16 protein-coding genes are annotated in these 18,588 nt (G+C 41.3%); 11 read left to right on the top strand and 5 right to left on the bottom strand.

Annotation, left to right across the window (positions count from 1 at the left end; all coding sequences use genetic code 11):
* Positions 1-257: 257 nt before the first annotated feature.
* Positions 258-1,019, bottom strand: a complete 762-nt coding sequence (locus CWB85_RS10875) for an outer membrane protein assembly factor BamD (RefSeq protein ID WP_016708915.1) — start codon at positions 1,017-1,019, stop codon at positions 258-260.
* A gap of 141 nt (positions 1,020-1,160) precedes the next feature.
* On the opposite strand from CWB85_RS10875, the gene rluD reads away from it, so the two are divergent.
* The 3 genes from rluD (at position 1,161) to clpB (ending at position 5,539) form a co-directional block, all read left to right on the top strand.
* A complete protein-coding gene (gene rluD / locus CWB85_RS10870; protein WP_016708916.1) occupies positions 1,161-2,138 on the top strand; it encodes a 23S rRNA pseudouridine(1911/1915/1917) synthase RluD in 978 nt (325 codons plus the stop codon).
* On the top strand, positions 2,138-2,866 hold the full coding sequence (gene pgeF, locus CWB85_RS10865) for a peptidoglycan editing factor PgeF (protein WP_493850841.1): 729 nt from the start codon (positions 2,138-2,140) through the stop codon (positions 2,864-2,866). Before rluD ends, pgeF begins: the two co-directional genes overlap by 1 nt.
* A gap of 96 nt (positions 2,867-2,962) precedes the next feature.
* Positions 2,963-5,539: an ATP-dependent chaperone ClpB gene (gene clpB / locus CWB85_RS10860; protein ID WP_016708919.1), complete on the top strand. Its 2,577-nt coding sequence runs from the start codon at positions 2,963-2,965 to the stop codon at positions 5,537-5,539.
* Positions 5,540-5,601: 62 nt separating this feature from the next.
* On the opposite strand, the gene CWB85_RS10855 is transcribed toward clpB, so the two are convergent.
* Positions 5,602-7,149, bottom strand: a complete 1,548-nt coding sequence (locus CWB85_RS10855) for a methyl-accepting chemotaxis protein (protein WP_138554890.1) — start codon at positions 7,147-7,149, stop codon at positions 5,602-5,604.
* 470 nt (positions 7,150-7,619) lie between these two features.
* Between CWB85_RS10855 and gshA the strand changes: the two genes are divergently transcribed.
* Positions 7,620-9,197: a glutamate--cysteine ligase gene (gshA, locus tag CWB85_RS10850; protein ID WP_138554889.1), complete on the top strand. Its 1,578-nt coding sequence runs from the start codon at positions 7,620-7,622 to the stop codon at positions 9,195-9,197.
* 127 nt (positions 9,198-9,324) lie between these two features.
* Positions 9,325-9,933 carry a transglycosylase SLT domain-containing protein gene (locus CWB85_RS10845; RefSeq protein ID WP_016708922.1) on the top strand — a complete coding sequence of 203 codons (609 nt, stop codon included), beginning with the start codon at positions 9,325-9,327 and terminating at the stop codon, positions 9,931-9,933.
* 58 nt (positions 9,934-9,991) lie between these two features.
* On the opposite strand, the gene CWB85_RS10840 is transcribed toward CWB85_RS10845, so the two are convergent.
* The 3 genes from CWB85_RS10840 to CWB85_RS10830 form a co-directional block, all read right to left on the bottom strand.
* A complete protein-coding gene (locus CWB85_RS10840) occupies positions 9,992-10,828 on the bottom strand; it encodes a mechanosensitive ion channel family protein (protein ID WP_016708923.1) in 837 nt (278 codons plus the stop codon).
* Positions 10,829-10,969: 141 nt separating this feature from the next.
* Positions 10,970-12,238, bottom strand: coding sequence for an HlyC/CorC family transporter (locus CWB85_RS10835; protein WP_029216153.1), 1,269 nt, complete (start codon positions 12,236-12,238; stop codon positions 10,970-10,972).
* Between the two features lie 61 nt (positions 12,239-12,299).
* Positions 12,300-13,106 carry a cytochrome C assembly family protein gene (locus CWB85_RS10830; protein ID WP_016708925.1) on the bottom strand — a complete coding sequence of 269 codons (807 nt, stop codon included), beginning with the start codon at positions 13,104-13,106 and terminating at the stop codon, positions 12,300-12,302.
* A 274-nt stretch (positions 13,107-13,380) separates the two neighbouring features.
* Here CWB85_RS10830 and ffh point away from each other — a divergent pair, with 274 nt between their 5' ends.
* From ffh to tyrA, 6 genes are all read left to right on the top strand, one after another.
* Positions 13,381-14,760 (top strand): signal recognition particle protein, encoded by a 1,380-nt coding sequence (ffh, locus tag CWB85_RS10825; protein WP_016708926.1) that lies wholly within the window; start codon positions 13,381-13,383, stop codon positions 14,758-14,760.
* Positions 14,761-15,019: 259 nt separating this feature from the next.
* Positions 15,020-15,268 (top strand): 30S ribosomal protein S16, encoded by a 249-nt coding sequence (gene rpsP, locus CWB85_RS10820; protein ID WP_016708927.1) that lies wholly within the window; start codon positions 15,020-15,022, stop codon positions 15,266-15,268.
* A gap of 17 nt (positions 15,269-15,285) precedes the next feature.
* Positions 15,286-15,822 (top strand): ribosome maturation factor RimM, encoded by a 537-nt coding sequence (gene rimM, locus CWB85_RS10815; RefSeq protein WP_016708928.1) that lies wholly within the window; start codon positions 15,286-15,288, stop codon positions 15,820-15,822.
* Positions 15,822-16,589 (top strand): tRNA (guanosine(37)-N1)-methyltransferase TrmD, encoded by a 768-nt coding sequence (trmD, locus tag CWB85_RS10810; RefSeq protein ID WP_016708929.1) that lies wholly within the window; start codon positions 15,822-15,824, stop codon positions 16,587-16,589. Before rimM ends, trmD begins: the two co-directional genes overlap by 1 nt.
* A 33-nt stretch (positions 16,590-16,622) precedes the next feature.
* Complete coding sequence (gene rplS / locus CWB85_RS10805; RefSeq protein ID WP_002962189.1) at positions 16,623-16,982, top strand: 50S ribosomal protein L19; 360 nt, start codon at positions 16,623-16,625, stop codon at positions 16,980-16,982.
* Positions 16,983-17,454: 472 nt separating this feature from the next.
* A complete protein-coding gene (tyrA, locus tag CWB85_RS10800; RefSeq protein ID WP_016708930.1) occupies positions 17,455-18,588 on the top strand; it encodes a bifunctional chorismate mutase/prephenate dehydrogenase in 1,134 nt (377 codons plus the stop codon).

The raw sequence follows: 18,588 nt of genomic DNA, 5'->3' as shown, positions 1-18,588 counted from the left end.
AAATAAAGCGCTAACTGCGTTATAAATTTTTCATGTACGACTGCATGGATGCAGGAGGTAGAGCAATGCAGGAGCAATTGCCGAGAACAACCACATGTCAAAATTTATGCCTTGTTATCACTCCATTTATCTGTCGCTATAAATGGTCAGTAACTTAGCACGATTGGTATCATTTCTTATCTAAAATTAAAAAATCGATGCATTAAAAAAGGCGCTACTTATAAAACATAAGTAGCGCCTTTTTGTATTTTTAGAATTTACTTGCGTTTATTCTGTTCGCGGGTAAGCCTAGCGTGTTCGCTTAATTCAGGTAAACCTAGCTTAGTGTAGCTTTTTTCCATCATTTCTAGTGCTTCATCTAAATAACTACTTTGTGAATAATGCTCAACAACATATTTTCCGCGATTAGCTGCAGCTAAATAAGCTTCACGCTCATAGTAATAATCAGCAACTTTTAGTTCGTAACGGGCCATTTTGTTAAGTAACCACACTAAACGTCTTTTAGCTTCAGGAGCATAGCCGCTATCTGGAAAGCGGTTGACTAAGGTTGATAAATCAGTAAAGGCTACCCGAGTACGATTAGCATCGCGGTCTGCTCGGTCAACACCAAAATATTCCTGAAAGGCATTTTCATCAGCTTTGATATTCACTAAACCACGCATGTAGTACATATAGTCTAAATCTTTGTGGTTTGGGTTTAAGCGAATGAAACGGTCAATGGTTGCTAATGCTTGCTCAGTATTACCAGCTTGGTAATGGGCGTATACTAGGTCCATTTGCACCTGCTTTGACATAGGGCCAAATGGGTAGCGCGAATCAATCGCACTTAAAAGCTCTATTGCTCGCGCATATAAGCCCGAATCAAGCGTTTTTTTAGCATCTTCATACAATGCTTGCGCTGATTTATTAGGAACGCGCTGGATATCTTCTTCATCAGGCGCTGACGAACATGCACCTAAACCAAGTAATGAAACTGTAAAAACAATGGCAAATGCACGTTTCCCTATTCTATTTATCATTTTATTTGTTACCTTCGATGTCTTCGGCTAGGCCAAGTGGGTAAAACCGAGTAAACTATGCTTATTATATAATGCTTTTATTAAAAGCGATTCTAACCCAGTCGAGCACAGCTTGCACTGGTAAATTGGGTAAAGTTACTAATGACAGAGCAAATTTCTCTTCAAGCCGATGTGCCAACTGAGTTAGGCGGTAAACGTCTAGACCAAGTATTAGCGCAATTGTTCCCGGATTATTCGCGTTCACGTATAAAAACGTGGATTTTAGATGATAAAATCACCGTCGATGGTGAAATTTTCAACACCCCAAGAGAAAAACTCTTTGGTGGTGAAGTTGTCAATGTTGAGACAAGTATTGAAGCACCACGTGAATACCTTGCACAAGATATCAAATTAAACATTGTTTATGAAGATGATGATATTTTAGTGATCAACAAGCCAATGGGATTAGTGGTACACCCGGGGGCAGGTAATCCTGATGGTACAGTGCTTAACGCCTTGCTACACCATTACCCTGATATCATTAATGTACCGCGTGCGGGTATTGTGCATCGCCTTGATAAAGACACCACAGGCTTAATGGTGGTTGCTAAAACGATTCAGGCACAAACGCACTTAGTTAAAGCACTGCAAAAGCGTGAAAATTTTACCCGTGAATATGAAGCAATTTGTAATGGCACCATGACCGCAGGTGGCATGGTTGAAAAGCCGATTGCTCGCCACCCTACACAACGTACTCATATGGCAGTGCATGAACAGGGCAAACCGGCAATTACGCATTTTCGTGTTGCTGAAAAATTCCGTGCTCATACGCGATTACGTCTGCGCCTAGAAACAGGGCGTACACATCAAATTCGTGTGCATATGGCCTATATTAATCACCCACTAATTGGCGATAAAGCCTATGGTGGGCGTCCGCGTCCTCCAAAAGGGGCGACACCAGAGTTATTCCAGATGTTACGTGAGTTTAATCGTCAAGCGCTTCACGCGGTTAAGTTAAGTATCGCGCACCCGATCACAGGTGAAATGATGACATGGCAAGCCCCAATACCTGATGACATGGTTGCTATGACTCACGTACTTCGTGAAGATACCAAAGCCAACCCAAATATTGATTTTTAATTGCTATGCTAACGCCTACATGGAACGCACCGGCTAACATTGGTGCACTCAGTACCACGCGAACAGGGGGGAGCTCTGTTGCACCTTTTGCGAGTTTGAATTTGGGGCTACATGTAGGCGATGATGAACAGGCGGTACTCGCAAACCGCGATCACTTAGCTCAGTATTTGCCTCAACCTCCAGTTTGGTTGAACCAAGTACACAGCGCTGATGTGGTGGTCGTTGATGCGCGATTTACTGCTGAGCTAATTAATGCTGACGCACTTTATACGCAATTACAAAATCGACCATTAGCAATTATGACTGCTGACTGTCTGCCAGTATTACTGACTTCAACATGCGGTACTGAAGTCGCGGCTATTCATGGTGGGTGGCGAGGCCTCAACTTGGGTATTATTGCCAATACTCTCGCGCACTTTAATGCGCCTGCGGAGCAAGTTATAGCTTGGCTGGGGCCTGCTATTGGCGCACAAAAGTTTGAAGTGGGCGCTGAGGTGAAAATGACATTTTGTGAGCAATCACTTACTCACGCAGCCGCGTTTACAGCGTTATCGAATGGTAAATATTTAGCTGATATTTACGCCATTGCCCGTCACCAGCTTAATCAGTTAGGTGTCAAACATATCAGTGGGGGTGAATATTGTACTGTTAGCCAGCCTGAACAATTCTTTTCCTATCGTCGTGATGGTCAAACGGGGCGTATGGCTTCTTTGATCTGGCGCAAGTAAGCGCAGAACAGGGGATTATATTTTCTTTTAAACCTTGATCAATTCTTCGAACATACCCATTAATTAAGCAATTAGTTTTTTTAATAGGTAACCCTTATGCGTTTAGATCGATTTACCAGTAAATTTCAATCTGCGCTCTCTGACGCTCAGTCATTAGCGCTTGGTCGCGACCATCAATTTATTGAGCCGGTACATTTAATGTACTCATTGTTACAGCAAAGTGGCTCAAGTGTCCGTGCGTTATTAGCACAAGCAGGTGTTAGTGCTGATGAACTTAACACTAAGTTGTCGCAAGAGATAGAAAAGCTGTTTAAAGTTGAAGGTGTTGGTGGCGACGTGCAGTTGTCAAATAACATGGTTTCACTAATTAATTTATGCGATAAGTACGCACAGAAGCGCAAAGATAAATATATCTCCAGTGAATTGTTTGTATTAGCCGCCTGTGAAGATAAAGGCCCATTAGGTGACATCTTCCGTGCTTTGAATGTGACCAGCACAAAAATTGAAGCGGCGATACACGCTATTCGCGGCGGTGAAAAAGTAGATGATCCCAATGCTGAAGAAACCCGCCAAGCACTTAAGAAGTTCACTATCGATTTAACGGAACGTGCAGAGCAGGGCAAGCTTGATCCTGTCATTGGTCGTGATGACGAAATTCGTCGTACGATCCAAGTATTACAACGGCGTACTAAAAATAATCCGGTGTTGATCGGTGAGCCTGGTGTGGGTAAAACCGCGATCGCCGAAGGGTTGGCGCAGCGTATTATAAATGGCGAAGTACCTGAAGGACTGAAAAATAAACGTGTGCTATCGCTGGATCTTGGAGCGCTGGTGGCAGGTGCTAAATACAGAGGTGAATTTGAAGAGCGCTTAAAAGCGGTGCTCAATGAGCTGGCCAAAGAAGAAGGCCAAGTGATTTTATTTATTGATGAAATTCATACTATGGTTGGTGCTGGTAAAAGTGATGGTGCAATGGATGCGGGTAATATGCTCAAGCCAGCCCTTGCCCGTGGTGAACTCCACTGTGTCGGCGCTACGACGTTAGATGAGTATCGTAAGTACATTGAAAAAGATGCTGCTTTAGAGCGTCGTTTTCAAAAAGTGCTCGTCGAAGAGCCATCAGTTGAAGATACCATCGCTATTTTACGTGGTTTAAAAGAGCGTTACGAGTTGCATCATTGTGTTGAGATCACCGATCCAGCTATTGTTGCAGCTGCGCATTTATCGCATCGCTATATCAGTGATCGTCAATTACCAGATAAAGCGATTGATCTCATTGATGAAGCGGGTTCGTCTATTCGCCTACAAATTGACTCAAAGCCTGAATCGCTAGATAAGTTAGAGCGCCGTATTATTCAGCTCAAACTCGAAGACAATGCATTAGCCAAAGAGAAAGACGACGCCAGTCAAAAGCGTCGTGCTGAAATGCAAGAGTTGATCACTGAACTTGAAGCTCAATATCGTGAGCTTGATGAAGTGTGGACAGCAGAAAAAGCCTCATTGCAAGGGACGCAAGTGATCAAAGCTGAGCTTGAACAGGCACGTTTGGACTTAGAAGTTGCTCGACGCGCCACAGACTTACAACGTATGTCTGAGCTGCAATATGGTCGTATTCCTGATTTGGAACGTAAACTTGATCTGGCATCACAAGCCGAAATGCAAGAAATGAGCTTATTGAAAAACCAAGTAGGTGAAGATGAAATTGCAGAGATACTGTCACGTTGGACAGGTATTCCAGTATCGAGGATGCTGCAAGGAGAGCGTGAAAAACTACTGCAAATGGAAGAGCACCTACACCATAAAGTAATAGGCCAAGACGAAGCCGTTGTTGCAGTGGCCAATGCTATTCGCCGTTCACGCGCAGGACTTGCCGATCCCAACCGCCCAATTGGCTCGTTTTTATTCTTAGGCCCAACCGGGGTTGGTAAAACAGAGTTAACCAAGGCGCTTGCAAGCTATATGTTTGACACCGAAAGTGCCATGGTGCGAATTGATATGTCTGAGTTTATGGAAAAACATTCAGTGGCACGCTTAGTGGGCGCTCCTCCTGGTTATGTGGGTTACGAGGAAGGCGGTTATTTAACCGAGGCAGTTCGTCGTCGCCCTTATTCAGTGATATTGTTAGATGAAATAGAAAAAGCTCATCCTGATGTGTTTAATATTTTACTGCAAGTATTGGATGATGGCCGACTAACAGATGGACAAGGACGCACCGTTGACTTTAAAAACACGGTGATCATTATGACCTCAAACTTAGGCTCAGATATTATTCAAGAGCAAACGGGTAATAATGACTATGCAGCGTTAAAAGAAAAAGTCATGGGTGTATTGGTTAATGAATTTAGGCCAGAGTTTATCAACCGTATTGATGAAACGGTGGTATTCCATCCATTGGCGAATGAACATATTAAAGAGATTGCCGATATTCAATTGAGTAAATTGCGTGAGCGATTAACAGAAATGGGGTATTTACTACAGATCAGTGATGCTGCTCTTGAGAAAATTGCCGCCAGTGGTTTTGATCCTGTTTATGGAGCGCGGCCATTGAAGCGTGCGATACAGCATACAATTGAAAATCCACTGTCGCAAAAACTGCTTGCAGGTGACTACAGTACCGGAGATATGATTGCTATTGATGCTGATGAAAATGGGCTAGTATTCTCATCACGTTAGTTCTAAGTTCGGCTTGAGCTTAACAATAAGCTCAAGCCAAATCTTGTTAGTACCGTAAATTATTAGATTTTAAAAGTCAGTAGAATATCATTTACTTTGCGTGACCCTTCAACCAAATGCGCTGCATCTTTTGCTACATTAAAGCTCAACGTTAAATTTTCGTCACTGTAACTTTTTATATGTGTGATATTGCTGCCGATCTCGGTGCTGACAGCTTGTTGTTGCTCAGCTGCTGCCGATATCTGCGTAGCAAGCTGTGATATTTCAGTAATTTGAGTAAAAATACTGTCTAGCTCTATCTGGGTATGGCCTGTTGTATTTACACATTCATCAGCTTGTGCTTTGGTATTTTTCATCACCGTTGACCAGCTAAACAAAGTATCCTGAATTTCTTTTATTGAACTGTGGATCTGTGCTGTTGCACGTTGAGTCCGCGATGATAAAGCCCGTACTTCATCAGCAACTACAGCAAAACCACGACCATGTTCGCCCGCTCTTGCAGCTTCTATGGCCGCATTGAGTGCCAGTAAGTTCGTTTGCTCGGCGATCCCTTCGATTTCAGTCATCACTTGGCCTATTTTATCCGCTTCAGTGGCAAGTGCTGTTGCTGTGGTTGCTGCTTGCTCAACTTGTAATGCAAGATCAGAGACCATAGCACTGTTATCTGCAATGTGAAGTTTAATGTCAGCGCAGCTCTGGTGAGTAATATTCACTTTTTCAGCGGTATGCTGAGTATTCCCTGATATTTCACCTATGGTTGCACTCATCTGCGACATTGCTGTGGCAATTTGACTTAGGCGTTGACCTTGCGCTGAAATACCCTTTTCAGTCAGAGTTGACTGTTGATCTAAGTTCGCTGCAATTGAGGTGAATGTAGACGTCGAATCTTTCACTCTTCCCAATACTGTACGAAGTTTAGCATTGAGCATTTGCTGGGTATATTCGCTAATACTAAATGGGTGATGGCCGACGTACACATAGCGAGATACAGAATCAAATTGTGCTTTTTGTTGTTTAAGTGCAGCAGGGGTAACAATTAATTCATCGTAGTTTAATAAGGCTATTAATAAACAAAACACACTAGCAATCAACGCTGCAGATACGGAAACAAACACGCCGAGTATTAATAAACCAACTAAAGCAATACAAGCCGCAGCCCCTTGTCGCAGTGCAACTTGTTCGCGCCAAGATGAAAGAGATTTACCCGCATTGATTTTTGCATAAAGACGTTGTGCTTGTTGTTTTTGCTGTTCGCTGGGTTTTGTGCGCACGGATTGATAACCAACGAGTTGGCCATGTTCAAAGATTGGTGTAACAAATGCATCAACCCAGTAGTAACGACCATCTTTACAAAGATTTTTAACCATGCCACGCCACGAGTGTCCTTGCTTGAGTTTTTCCCACAGCTCTTTAAATGCGGCTTTAGGCATATCAGGGTGGCGAACAATATTATGATTTTTACCAACGAGTTCTTCTAAACTGTAACCTGCAATAGTGCAAAACTCTTTGTTGGCGTAGGTGATTACTCCGCGCAAATCAGTTGTGGAGACGAGTTCCTGTTGTTGTGAAAAAGTCACTTCTTCGTTTAGTAATTGCTGACCCCGACGCATAGGTAGTCCTTGATACATACTTAATTGTTAGTTGTAATTATAAAGTTCATACAAATGTAAAGATAGCCGCAGCATAGTTATCGAGTACAAAACTAGTATTAAATAGCATTTTTATGATCTAAAACAAAGAAATGCGAGAAATCCTAATGAGCAATTTGATAATCGCTGAATAAATAAATAGATATCATCGGTCTAGTACCATGAATTGAGTATTGCTAGCTGTAGTTACAGGCAATGAAATCGCATCACTGTCGTGCAATTAAAGCAATTGTATATTAGCCCTTAGAATGGCAAGATTAGTAAACATTTGGGTATGGGCTAAGCTCCCGCAGCTAGTGTGCTTTTATAAATACACGGTGACCTTCATGGTAAATAGTGGCAAATTTCAGTTATGTCATTATTAAACCTTGAGTATTATCAATTTGCCCCCATAGACTTAGGATTAGGCCACGTGGCTCGAGGAAGCATTTTTGACAACACATGATTTAACTAAAGCGCTAACAGCGCTCGCCCCAGAACAGCATAAATACGCAATTAAAGGCATTCAACGTGGTATTGAAAGGGAAGCGTTAAGAATTCAACCAAATGGCACTATTTCGCAACAGGCTCACCCAAAAGGGGTTGGTTGCGCGTTAACGAATGGGCATATCACCACTGACTTTTCAGAGGCATTACTAGAGTTTATTACGCCTGTAAGTGACTCTGCCGAAGAAACGCTAAAACAGCTTCATGATTTGCAAAAATTTACTCTATCAAAAATGGGTGATGAATTATTATGGCCTATTAGTATGCCATGTTTTATTGAGCACCAGGATGATATTGCTTTAGCTCAATTTGGTGATTCTAATATTGGTCGAATGAAAACCCTTTACCGTGAAGGCCTTAAAAACCGTTATGGTAGTATGATGCAAGCAATTGCCGGTGTGCATTTTAATATCTCGTTTCCAAACTCTTTTTGGAAAAGTTTACAAACGATTAAAGGCGATACCGGATCATTACAAGACTTCATTTCATCAGGCTATTTAGGGTTGATCCGCAATTTTAAACGAGAGCTGTGGTTAATTAGTTATTTATTCGGCGCATCTCCGGCACTGTGTAATTCATTTTTACAAGGGCGCAGTACTGAACTGCCGTTTAAAAAGCTAGGTAAAGGCACACTTTATCTAGAAACTGGCACTGCGTTACGCTTAGGGAATTTAGGTTATACTAATAGTGCTCAATCCTCATTAAAAGTAATGTATAACTCACTAGAGGAATATGTTGCTGGCTTAAAAGCAGCAATCAACACACCGTCTGATATTTATCATCAACTCGCGGACTATAAAGATGCGCAGCCAAAGCAATTGAATAAAAATGTGCTGCAGATTGAAAATGAATTTTATTCACCAATTCGTCCTAAACGTAATGCTAATAGCGGTGAAACGCCAACAGATGCACTATTACGTGGTGGTATAGAATACATAGAAATTCGTGCGCTAGATGTCAATCCATTTGCAGCAACAGGGATAGATATTGAACAAATCCACTTTTTAGATGTGTTTTTGACTTATTGCTTGTTAAAAGATTCACCTGCAATGGACTGGGATTCTCAGCAACGTAGTACTGAAAATTTAGATACCGTTGTCAGTGATGGTCGAGCTGTGCAGGTGATGCTAAATCGCTCTGGTGAAACATGTAGTTTAGCGACTTGGGGCGCGGAAATTTTTACTCAGTTACAACATGTTGCTACGTATATGGACGAAGCGTATGGGGTAAGTTATTACAGTGAAACTATCACGCGATTAAGCCAATGGGTTGCTGATCCTGACTTAACTTACTCGGGTCGTTACGTAAAGCAGCTGAAAGAGTCAGGTGTTGATAATGGTTATTTTGCATTAGCGCTGGCAAAAAATTATCAGCAAAGTCATGAGACAACACCGTATCATGTGTATTCAGATAATTACTTAAACCAGCAAGCTGAGCAATCAATCGTCGCTGAACAAACCTTGAAAGCCGCTGATAATGTGACATTTAATGCTTTTTTAGATGCCTATTTTAAAGCGAAATAAAGCGGCAAAAAAAAAACGCAGCCCAAGTTGGCTGCGTAAAGATTCTTCAGGGATAAACAATGCTAAACTGCGCATTCATAAAGTAGGACTTACGCTTTTATAAAAAGTTCAGCGAGAATCAAAAAAAATGAAAAAAAGTTTAATAATTTTATCGCTGGGAGCTGCGTTAACAGGTTGCGCAACAGCCCCTCCAAAGCAACCTAATGATATATGTAAGATTTTTGAAGAAAAAAACGATTGGTATTATGATGCAAGAGACGCTCAAGATAAATGGGGATCGCCAAAGCATGTCCTCATGAGCATGATGTATCAAGAAAGTTCGTTTCGTCATGATGCAGCACCACCGATGGAATATTTTTTATGGATTATCCCCACAGGACGTGCCAGTTCAGCGTATGGATATTCGCAAGCAAAAACGCCAACCTGGTCTGACTATATCCGTGAAACCGGTAACAGCGGGGCAGATCGCGATGATTTTGATGATGCTATCGACTTTATGGCATGGTTTGTATATAAAACCAATAAAGTAAATGGCGTGTCAAAATGGGATGCCTATGCACAATACCTCAACTATCATGAAGGCTGGGGAGGCTATAAGCGTGGCACCTATAAAAAGAAACAATGGCTTATGAATGTAGCTAATAAGGTTAAAAATCGCGCGAGTCGCTATGGTGCTCAACTTAAAAAGTGTGAAGCAGATCTCGATAAAAGTTGGCTGGAAAGGTTATTTAGTTAACCTGTTACTCAATATTTAAAAAGCCCGCACTCATATGGCGGGCTTTTTAATGGTCGGTTCACTTTCCGGGAAACTGATGTATATGTACATCGCGTTGTGGGAATGGAATGGTGATATTTTCTTTATCGAAGGCAATTTTAACGCGTTCGTATAAACCAAAATACACCGGCCAGTAATTTTCAGAATCAACCCATGCCCAAACTAGCATGCCAATATGGCTATCGCCATGTTGACTCACGTGAACAACTGGCTGTTTATTTTCTTCTTTGAGCACTAAATCATAGTCATTTAATACACTCATAAGTACTGCACGCGCTTTAATTACATCGTCGCTGTAGCTTATACCAAACTCAATATCAACACGGCGAGTGGGCTCTGCGAACTTGTTTTTAACACAACCATTTGAAAGAGCACCATTTGGTATGATGATTTTTTCATTATCATAAGTCAGTAATACAGTAACAAAAATTTGAATTTCTACGACTTTGCCCATATAGCCTTGCGCTTCGATTACATCACCGACTTTAAATGGTTTGAAGAACAAGATCAGTACGCCACCTGCAAAGTTAGCTAAGCTTCCTTGCAATGCCATACCTACCGCTAAACCTGCAGCACCGAGCATGGCAATAAATGAGGTGGTTTCGATACCGATCATTGAGGCAACAGAGATCAGTAATAGAACTTTTAAAATGACAGAGATAAATGATACTAAAAAATGCGTTAAACCCGCTTCAAACTTCACACGTGCCATTGATTTTTCGGCCATATTTGAAATACGACCAATGAACCACCAACCAACAATTAACACAAAAATTGCCAGTAAAAATTTCGGACCATACAGCATCACTATTTCAATAGCTTTGGTGTAAATGGTTTCGATAGAAATATCTTCCATTAAGTTTCCCCATTAGAAATAAAAATTAGCAGTTATACCATAGTTTAATAGTTATGGCGTAAATGAGTAATAGCTGAGGAAAATTTAAGAAACTAGAAAATGGGGAGAGTAGAGTAGTGAGGTACTACTCTACTTTAAGACTTACACTTTGCGTTTATTTGCTTGGATACGAACCAATTTGATCATGTTTTCTTTTACTTCGACGACTTCTATTGGGTAGCCAGCGATACGTAAACTCAAATTTGTATCCGGAATATCTTCTAGGTATTCAACAATCAAACCACTTAATGTTTTTGGGCCATCGAGAGGGAATTCCCAATCCATTTCTTTATTAAGATCACGTACGTTAGCACCACCATCGACTAAGAAAGAGCCGTCATCTTGAGGCATAACTTCTTCGCTCGGCGTCCGTGTTTGTGTCGTGGTAAAGTCTCCGACTACTTCTTCAAGAATATCTTCTAAAGTTACCAGACCTTGTATGTCACCGTATTCGTCAACCACTAAGCCTATACGCTCTTTAGATTGTTGGAACTTAAACAGTTGTGTATTTAGTGAAGTTCCTTCAGGAATAAAGTAAATTTCACGTACGGCACGTAGTAATGACGGTTTATCAAATTGCTCTTTTGTTAATAAGCGAAGCGCATCACGCGAATGAATAAAGCCCACAGCATCGTCAATTTGGTCGCGGTATAAAAGCACGCGAGTATGTTGTGCGTGGGTAAGCTGTTTACTAATTAGCTTCCAGTCGTCGTTAATATCAATTGCCACGATTTCATTACGTGGGATCATAATATCTTCAACGGTAACTTGCTCTAAATCTAATATAGAGGTCAACATACTTTGGTGACGGGCAGGAATAAGTGCGCCTGATTCATTCAGCACGGTTTTTAATTCTTCTTTACTCATGCTGTGCTCATCTATTTGTGCGGCACTAATACCAAATAACCGTAATATACCGTTGGTCATCCAGTTAACAATAACCACCAACGGAAACATTATTTTCAGTAGCCCTTTGAGGATCACAGAGCTTGGGAAGGCCACTTTTTCAGGATAAAGAGCGGCTAAAGTCTTGGGTGTAACTTCTGCAAATATTAATACCACTAGGGTTAATACGCCTGTTGCAATGGCAATACCTAAATCACCATAGAGGCGAATACCTATAATAGTTGCGACCTGTGCAGCGGCAATGTTTACTAAGTTATTACCGATTAGGATGAGACCTATCAGTCTGTCAGGACGGCTCAACAATTTGTTGACACGCTTCGCTGCGCGATGGTTTTCTTTAGCAAGGTGACGTAAGCGGATTCTGTTAATTGACATTATGCCTGTTTCAGAACCAGAAAAATATGCAGAACAAAGTATGAGTATTCCAAGTATTATAAACAAAACACTTGTAGAGATGTCGTCCAAAGAAGGATCCTTTTTTATTTAACCAATGTGTATTAAGCGTGAGTGAGCAGTTTGAGTCAAGTTAAAACTTATTCAGGATCACTTCTTGTACAAACCGGCTACCAAAATAAGCCAACGTTAAAACAAAAGCGGCAGCCATAATAGCCAGTACCACGGGTTTTCCGCGCCAACCCTGTTTTAAATGACCAATTGTCACTGTTGCAAACATAGCCCAAGCAATTAATGATAAAATTGTTTTATGTATAAATTCATTGGCAAACATGCCATCAAGAAAAATAAACCCAGATAATAAAGCCAAAGTTAATAAGAGTGTACCAAGTGTGAGTAAATGATAGAGTTGACGTTCAACTACCATCAATGGGGGTAAATGACTACGCACTATAGCTAAGTCTTTGCGCTTTAAACGCTTGTCAATAAAGTAAAATTGTACGCCATACAAAGTCGCAATTATCAATACGCAGTATGCGAGCAATGAAAGTGAAATATGGGTAACTAACCCGATTTCGACATCAATACTTTGTAATAAAATATGATGTGGGATAAATAAGCTGGCTATAGTGAGTAAAGCTGCAAAGCCATAAACGACAGGCAGTAATAAGGTTGCAGGGAACTTAAGTGATACTGTTGTAACTGACACTACTATCACCCAGCAGGTCAACAGTGACACATTTACAATACTTAAATCTTGGCCGTCGGTGCGAAATACTGAATTTACCAGTAATAGCATGTGCGCTAGAATCGCCACAGTACTGAGAATAATAGTCAGCTTTTGGCTCGGCCCTTGCTGGTGAAATAACCGAGATAGTACGTGAGACGTTGCTAAGATATAAAATAAACTGGCAATAATAGTTAAACTAATAATCAGCATAGTGCTTGGGCCACTCAATTTGAGTCAAATATTCCTTGTTAGAGTAAAGGCATTGTATTTTATAGCAAGGCAAATGCATAGAGTTTGTAAAAAGAAACTCAAACAGCGCACTTGAACACTGTATTGTGCGCCACCATTTGCGGTATACTGCTTTTAATTAAAATTTTAATAATACTGATTATATGAAATCAACGTTATTTTTTAGTAAGTATTAACTTAATAACGATAACCTTGATTGGAAAATTGGTATATCACGTTTGATCGGAACCTTTACATGTTTGAGAACCTCCAAGAACGATTAGGTAAAACCTTAAAAAATATTAGCGGCCGTGGGCGCCTTACTGAAGATAATATCAAAGATACGCTACGTGAAGTACGTATGGCTTTTTTAGAGGCTGACGTTGCGCTACCCGTCGTTCGTGAGTTTGTGAAACAAGTTAAAGAACGTGCTGTGGGTGTTGAAGTCACTAAAAGCTTAAGCCCAGGGCAAGTGTTCATAAAAATTGTTCGTGAAGAACTTGAAAAAGCAATGGGTGAAGCGAATGAAGAGCTAAACCTAAACGCACAACCGCCAGCAGTTGTTATGATGGCAGGCTTACAAGGTGCAGGTAAAACCACCAGCGTCGGTAAGTTAGCTAAATTCTTAAAAGAGCGTAAGAAAAAGTCAGTACTAGTTGTTAGTGCCGATGTTTATCGCCCCGCTGCAATAAAACAGTTAGAAACGCTGGCTAACGAAGTTGGTGTAGACTTTTTCCCAAGTGATATTTCCCAAAAGCCGGTTGATATTGCTAATGCGGCTATCTCTCATGCGAAAAAGAAATTTATCGATGTGGTACTTGTCGATACCGCAGGTCGTTTGCACGTTGATAGCGATATGATGGATGAAATCAAAGCGTTACACAGTGCTATTACGCCAATCGAAACCTTATTTGTAGTTGATGCAATGACAGGTCAAGATGCGGCGAATACAGCTAAAGCGTTTGATGAAGCATTGCCGCTTACGGGTGTTATTTTAACTAAAACCGATGGTGATGCGCGCGGTGGTGCGGCATTATCTATTCGCCATATCACGGGTAAACCAATTAAATTTATGGGTGTGGGGGAGCGTACTGATGCCCTTGAGCCTTTTCATCCTGACCGTATTGCTTCACGTATTTTAGGTATGGGTGATGTACTTTCATTGATCGAAGAAGTCGAGATGAAAGTAGATAAAGAAAAAGCGGCCAAAGTAGCTGAAAAAGTATTTAAAGGTGATGGCTTTACCCTTGATGATTTTGCTGAACAATTAAAGCAAATGAAAAACATGGGCGGCATGATGTCGATGCTTGATAAGCTGCCGGGTATGCAAAACTTACCAGATGCAGTAAAAGGGCAAATGGGTGATAAAACATTTATTCAAATGGAAGCAATCATCAGCTCAATGACTAAACAAGAGCGTGCTCGCCCTGAAATCATCAAAGGTTCTCGTAAAAAACGTATTGCAGCAGGCTCTGGTACACAAGTGCAAGAGATCAATAAATTGCTAAAACAATTTACCCAAATGCAAAAGATGATGAAAAAAATGAAAGGTAAAGGTGGCATGATGAAAATGATGCGTGGAATGAAAGGCATGTTACCACCGGGAATGATGGGCGGTGGCGGTCCTAAATTTTAAGCTTTTGGCTAAAGTTTGATGTATTCGTCATTTAGTTAATGAAAAAGGGGGCAAATAGCCTCTTTTTTTGTAGATAAATTATGCACTGAAAGGGCTTTATACTCTGATTTAACGCGTAGATCATAGTTTAATCAACTTAACACTCATTTCACGTCACTTCTTACTTGCATTGTTGCTAAAAACTCGTACAATTCCCCAGCTCCCCATACTGGGGAGTAAATCTTATTAATGAAAACAGTCAATCTATTTAGAGGACGGTATGGTAACTATTCGTTTGCAACGTGGTGGCGCTAAAAAACGCCCTTTCTATCAAATTGTGGTTGCGGATAGCCGTTTCTCGCGTGACGGTCGCTTCATCGAGAAAGTAGGCTTTTTTAACCCAATTGCTAGTGGTCAAGAAGAAAAAGTACGTTTAGATTTATCTCGTGTAGAACACTGGGTAGGTCAGGGCGCATCTCTTTCAGATCGCGTAAGTAAGTTAGTAAAAGACGCTCGTAAAGCGGCTTAATAGGCGTAAGTGTAACCATGAGTCAAGAGAACACCTCATCAATAATTGTCGTAGGAAAGCTCGGCGCCCCGTATGGTATAAAGGGCTGGCTTAAGGTACATTCATTTACTGATGATCCCCAAGGGATCTTCGATTTCAGCCCGTGGTTGATAGGGCAACAAGGTAAATGGCAGGCTTTAGAAGTGGTCGACTGGCGTCGCCACAACAAAGGCTTTATCGCCAAGTTTGCGCAAGTAAACGACAGAGACCAAGCAATGGCGTATACCAATGTGGAAGTATCTGTAGATTCAGCGCAGCTACCAGAATTACCGCAAGGTGAATTCTATTGGCGAGATCTCATTGGCATGTCGGTTGTAACTGATAAAGGTTATAACTTAGGCATAGTTGATGACCTGATGGAGACAGGTTCAAATGACGTATTAGTTGTGAAAGCAAATAATAAAGATGCATTTGGACAAGCAGAACGTTTAATTCCATTTTTAACTGATTCAGTTATAAAAGAAGTTAAACATGATGCAAGAGAAATTACCGTAGACTGGGATCCAGGCTTTTAATGAGTCAAACGAGTTCGTTGTGGGTAGGGGTAATTAGCCTTTTCCCGGACATGTTTGATGCCATTACACAGCAAGGTGTAACTGGTCGCGCAGTAAAAAATGGGTTAATTGATTTTAACTGCTGGAACCCGCGGGACTATGCGACTGATAAGCATAGAACAGTGGATGATCGTCCTTACGGGGGCGGTCCAGGTATGTTAATGATGGTTGAACCATTGAAGCAAGCCATTCTTGACGCTAAAGCAGCGGCAGGTGATGGTGCAAAAGTAATTTATATGTCCCCGCAAGGGCGCAAATTAGATCAGCAAGGGGCGAGCGAACTCGCAAACTCTAAAAAACTGATTTTAATTGCCGGTCGCTATGAAGGTATAGACGAGAGAATAATAGAATCATATGTTGACGAAGAATGGTCAATTGGTGATTTTATTTTGAGTGGTGGTGAACTACCTGCCATGACATTAATTGACGCAGTAGCGCGATTAGTGCCAGGTGTATTAGGACACAACCAATCAGCGGAGCAAGACTCATTTTCGGATGGCTTGCTAGATTGTCCTCATTATACTCGGCCAGAAACATTGGACGACAAACAGGTTCCTGCTGTATTACTCAGTGGTAACCACCAAGAGATAGCTAAATGGCGGCAAATGCAGTCATTAGGCAGAACTTGGCTTAGGCGTCCTGACTTGTTGCATAACCTAGCTCTGACTGAGGAGCAAGCGGTATTACTCGCGAAATTTCAGCAAGAGTACCAAAAAGCTTGTGGCTAGAAGACAGTTACACCTAGGAAAGTGAGAAACATAATGGCAAAAGTAAACCAAAATATTATTAAAGCGCTTGAAGATGAGCAGCTTAAAACAGACGTACCTGCATTTGGCCCTGGTGATACAGTGGTTGTACAGGTAAAAGTAAAAGAAGGTGCTAAAGAGCGTCTACAGGCCTTTGAAGGTGTTGTAATCGCTAAGCGTAATCGTGGTCTTCACTCAGCATTCACAGTTCGTAAAATCTCGAACGGTGAAGGTGTTGAGCGTGTATTCCAAACGCACAGCCCTCTTATCGATAGCGTAGCAGTTAAGCGTCGCGGTGCAGTACGCCGTGCGAAACTTTACTATCTACGTGAGCGTTCTGGTAAATCTGCACGTATTAGAGAAAAACTTAACTAATACGCGCTGTTTAGCAACGCAAAAAAAACGGGTTGCAGCCTTCGGGTTGCAACCCGTTTTGGTTTTTATAGCAAAATAAGCCCGCTAAAAAATATTATACCAATCGTGTTAAGTTACTGACCATTTATAGCGACAGATAAATGAAGTGATAACAAGGCATAAATTTTGACATGTAGTTGTTCTACATGAAAAATTTATAACGCAGTTAGCGCTTTATTTAGCCCGCTAGAATGGTTAAATATTTAAGTCGATTGGTATTACTCATAAATCAAATTCACTCGCCAACTTATAACTTACGGCTTATAACTTAAACCTTATAACTTAAGGCTTAGCGCTTAAAGCTTAAACACTTATTCTTTTCCCTATTTAGCCTTTTAACAGCCTACTGATCCTGTTAGTATTTATCGTATTAATAAGTTTACTTTTATGTAAATTTTAGTGTACGAAATTGCAGTTCTAAGGTGGTAGTCGCGTGGCGGATATAAAAGAGTTAGATAAGTTAAGAGAAGGCATTGATGAATGCGATGCCCAGTTGGTTGCATTACTAGCTAGGCGTAATAATATTACTGAACAAATTGGCGCAATCAAACAACAAACCGGTGCGCCGCTGCATGCGCCTGACCGTGAAGCGAGTTTATTAGCAGCCCGTCGCCAAGAAGCATTAAATCAAGGGGTTAACCCTGAACTAGTCGAAGATATTCTGCGCCGGATGATGCGCGAAGCATACCAAAATCAACAAGCTAAACTTGCCTGTAGTGCACCGCAATTGTCACCTATTGTTATAGTCGGTGGCCAAGGTGCAATGGGGCAGTTGTTTGCTCAGCAATTTATTCGCTCAGGGTATGAAGTTAGGATTCTCGACAAAGAACAGCAAAGTAACGCTCAAGCAATCTTAGCAGGTGCAAAACTGGTGATGATCAGTGTGCCTATCAATGCCTTAGAAGCCGTAGTTACTGCCTTACCTAAACTCGATGATGATTGTTTGTTGGTTGATATCACATCGGTTAAGCAAGCACCATTAAATGTATTAAAAGCGGTGCATAATGGTCCTGTGGTTGGCTTACACCCGATGTTTGGCCCTGATATCTCTCATTGGGTAAAGCAGACCGTGGTAGTGTGTGAAGGGCGTAACCATGAAGTTGCACAAGGGTTATTGTCGCAATTACAAGTATGGGGCTGCCAGTTAGTTGAGTTAGATGCTAAAAAGCACGACGAAGCAATGCAAATAATCCAAGTGATGCGCCATTTAACCACCTTTGTGTATGGCCAATTTTTAGCTAAACAAAGCCACACTCTTGAAGAGTTACGTAGTTGTTCGTCGCCTATCTACCAGTTAGAGCTGATGATGGTGGGCCGCTTGTTTGCACAATCGCCAGAGCTTTATTCTGACATTATGCTAGCGCAATTTGATAATGTTGAACCTTTGCTTGCGCAATACCAAGAAACCTTTGCTAGTACATTAACAAAATTAAAAGCGGGCGATAAAGCGGCTTTAATTGATGCCTTTGCTGATGCGAAAGAATACTTCTCAGATTCCACCGCGCATTTCTTAACGCAAAGCCGTAGTTTATTAAATAAAGCCAATGATGCTAAAGTACTTGATTAA

Source organism: Pseudoalteromonas sp. S1727 (genome assembly GCF_005886375.1).
Lineage (GTDB): Bacteria > Pseudomonadota > Gammaproteobacteria > Enterobacterales > Alteromonadaceae > Pseudoalteromonas > Pseudoalteromonas haloplanktis.
This window is presented reverse-complemented; position numbering and strand designations above follow the sequence as displayed.